This window comes from Phocaeicola sp. RTP21198st1_B8_RTP21198_201120, assembly GCF_040929485.1.
Lineage (GTDB): Bacteria > Bacteroidota > Bacteroidia > Bacteroidales > Bacteroidaceae > Phocaeicola > Phocaeicola dorei.
This window is the reverse complement of sequence record NZ_JBCOCI010000176.1, coordinates 1-3,021: the sequence shown is the minus strand read 5'-3', so window position 1 is coordinate 3,021 and position 3,021 is coordinate 1. Positions and strand designations below refer to the sequence as shown.

Sequence of the window (3,021 nt, the reverse complement as noted above, 5' to 3'; positions counted from 1 at the left end):
GCTAAAGGCATTGCGCAACCATACGTCTCTCTCGGAAGCACATGTTACCACTTTTACCCATCTTCCGTTGGTAGGTGTTACCTCGATCTCCGATCCTACAGGGAAGACTTCGTATTACGACTACGATGGACTGGGGCGCCTGAAGGCGAATTACTATTACGAAGGCAACGTAGTGGAGGAAAGCAAGAAACGTGTCGTGCAGGAATATGATTATCATTACCGTAACTAATAAACAAAATATGTACAAACTTATGAAACGAATATATTTACTTCTTTCGCTCTTATTGTGCTCTCTTTTATGCATGTCGCAGGTGAGCACCTCACAGAACTATATCAGCACACGTACTTACACCTCGCCCGATCAAAGCGGTTGCCGTGAACAGGTGGTATACTTTGACGGTCTGGGACGTCCCTCTCAAACAGTAGATTGCGGCATTACGCCCGACAGGAAAGATCTTGTTTCATTACAAGAGTATGACGATCAGGGACGCAAGTTACGCACCTGGCTTCCTGCCAAGTCAGCGGGAAATGGCAATTATATGCCCCTTTCTTCCTTACAAAGTGGTGCAAGCTCATTGGCAGGTGGTGATGTACGTCCGTACCTGCAGACCACGTATGAAGCCTCTCCCTTGAACAGACCCGTTGCACAACATGGAGTGGGCGAGGCATGGGTAGAGCATCCTGTAAGCTACCAATACATCACTCGCGATCCCCGATCCTTTTCTTGGCTTTATTATAAAATTCCCTCCGGTAATTTCCTGGGGGTCTGCACTACCGATGAAGACGGGAATCCGGCCTATGAATTTAAAGATGGTTTAGGACGTACAATTCTGGCGGGACGCATGGACGGTTCTGATCCCTATTTCGTTTATTATCAATATAACAACCACGATGATTTGGTGAATGTTTATCCGCCCTTTGTCACTTACCCCAAAATGCATGAGCCTGAAGGACCTTTTGATACGCAGAGTAGTTATTCCTACCGCTATGACTTCCTGCACCGCTGCGTTTACAAGAAACTTCCGGAGCGTGACGCCATCTATTACATTTACGATCATGGCGACCACCAGGTGTTTTCGCAGGATGGCGAGCAACGTGTTCGTGGAGAATGGGCTTTCTCCCTTAGCGATGAATTGAATCGTCCGGTACTCACTGGCATTTGCCACAATTCTTATTATTACGATGACTTCCCTTTGTGTGAAATCGATGTGAAAGCGCGACGGGATGATACAGGCACTGCCTTTCATGGCTATATTCCCGAGAATATCCCGATGACAAATCCTGTAGTGTATACAGTGAACTACTATGATGACTACTCTTTTATCGGCAAGCATGGAGTTCCCGCTTCTCTGAACTATGTTACACCTCCCTCGGGCTATGGCACTCGCTCGGAAAGCAGCAAAGGATTGTTGACAGGAACAGTTACAGCCCGCATGGATGCTACCGGTGTGACCGGATATGATTATGCCGCTTTCTATTACGACGAACGCGGACGCATCATCCAAAGCCGGGCGACGAACCACATGGGAGGTATAGAGGAAGAATACGTAGCTTACAGCTTTACGGGGGAACCCCTGAAGCGGCAACATGTCCATACCGCCACAGGATATAGCACACAAACGGAAGAATGTACGTACGAGTATGACCACGCAGGACGCCTTTTAGCGACAAAGCATAAGCTGAATACGAATGAGGAAGTGACTCTCGTTGAAAACACATATGATGACTTGGGACGAATCAAGAGCAGCAAACGCCATGGCAACTCTGCTCTTACAACGGATTATACCTATAATGTCCGCTCATGGATCAAGACACTCACTACCGATACGTTGTTCAACCAGACCTTGCATTACAACGACTCATACGGCGGAAGCACACCTTGCTACAACGGAAACGTATCCGGCATGAGTTGGAAAGCCGCAGGCGACACAGGAGTGCATGGATACCGCTTCAGCTACGACGAAATGTCACGGTTGACCGCTGCGGGGTATTTATGGAACGGATCCCCCTGCGCAAACTATGACACCTCCTACACGTATAACAGGCAGAGTAACCTCACTTCACTCCGTCGTAACGGACGCATAGGCGCTTCATCCTACGGTTTGATTGACGACCTGACACTCACCCTTGATGGCAACTGGCTGACACGTGTGGATGATGCCGCCACAGCGTCGGCTTACAACAACGGATTCGAATTCAAGGATGCCGTGAAGCAGGACAATGAATACACCTATGACAAGAATGGCAACATGACCAAAGATTTAAACAAGAATATTATTGATATTCAATATAATTGTTTAAATTCGCCAAGTAAAGTCACGTTCAAGGACGGCAGTACCATTACTTATATGTATGCAGTGAACGGCACGAAGTTGCGCACTGTGCACACGATAGGCAACACTACTACCACAACGGATTATTGCGGCAATGTGATCTATGAGAATGGTGTACAGAAGTTGTTGCTCACAGATGCCGGACATGTTACGTTGTCCGATAAGAAGTATCACTACTACTTGCAGGATCATCAGGGGAATAATCGCGTAGTTGTAGATCAGACGGGGCAAAAGGAAGAGGTAAACCATTACTATCCCTTTGGTGGCACGTTTGCTTCAGCGGAGAAGAGTATTCAGCCTTATAAGTATAATGGTAAGGAACTTGATACAAAGAATGGATTGAATTGGTACGATTATGGTGCAAGACAGTATGATGTAGCGATTGGAAGGTGGAATGCGGTGGATCCATCAAGTGAGAAGCATTACAATTGGAGCCCATATAGCTACTGTAAGAATAATCCAGTGTTGAGAGTAGATGTTGATGGAAAAGATGATTATACAGTAAACAGTGCAGGTAGGCTTTTCAAAACTGTTGTAGAGGGCTCTACTAATGATAGATTGATGAGCATTAGATCAGGTGTTGAGCCGATAACTGTGAATGATAAAAAAATACTTTCTGGAATGTATAATATGCAAGATGGTAAATCAGGGGGTCTTGAAACTTATAATTCAACATCAAGCCTTGAGG

General features: G+C 46.1%; 2 protein-coding genes. Both read left to right on the top strand.

What is annotated here, in order from left to right; all coding sequences use genetic code 11:
- The coding region (locus AB5935_RS24115; RefSeq protein WP_368327670.1) for a hypothetical protein at nt 1-229 on the top strand (229 nt) is incomplete at its 5' end.
- Between the two features lie 22 nt (nt 230-251).
- Nucleotides 252-3,021, top strand: a 2,770-nt coding sequence (locus AB5935_RS24110) for a DUF6443 domain-containing protein (RefSeq protein ID WP_368327669.1), incomplete at its 3' end; no start/stop codon positions are given.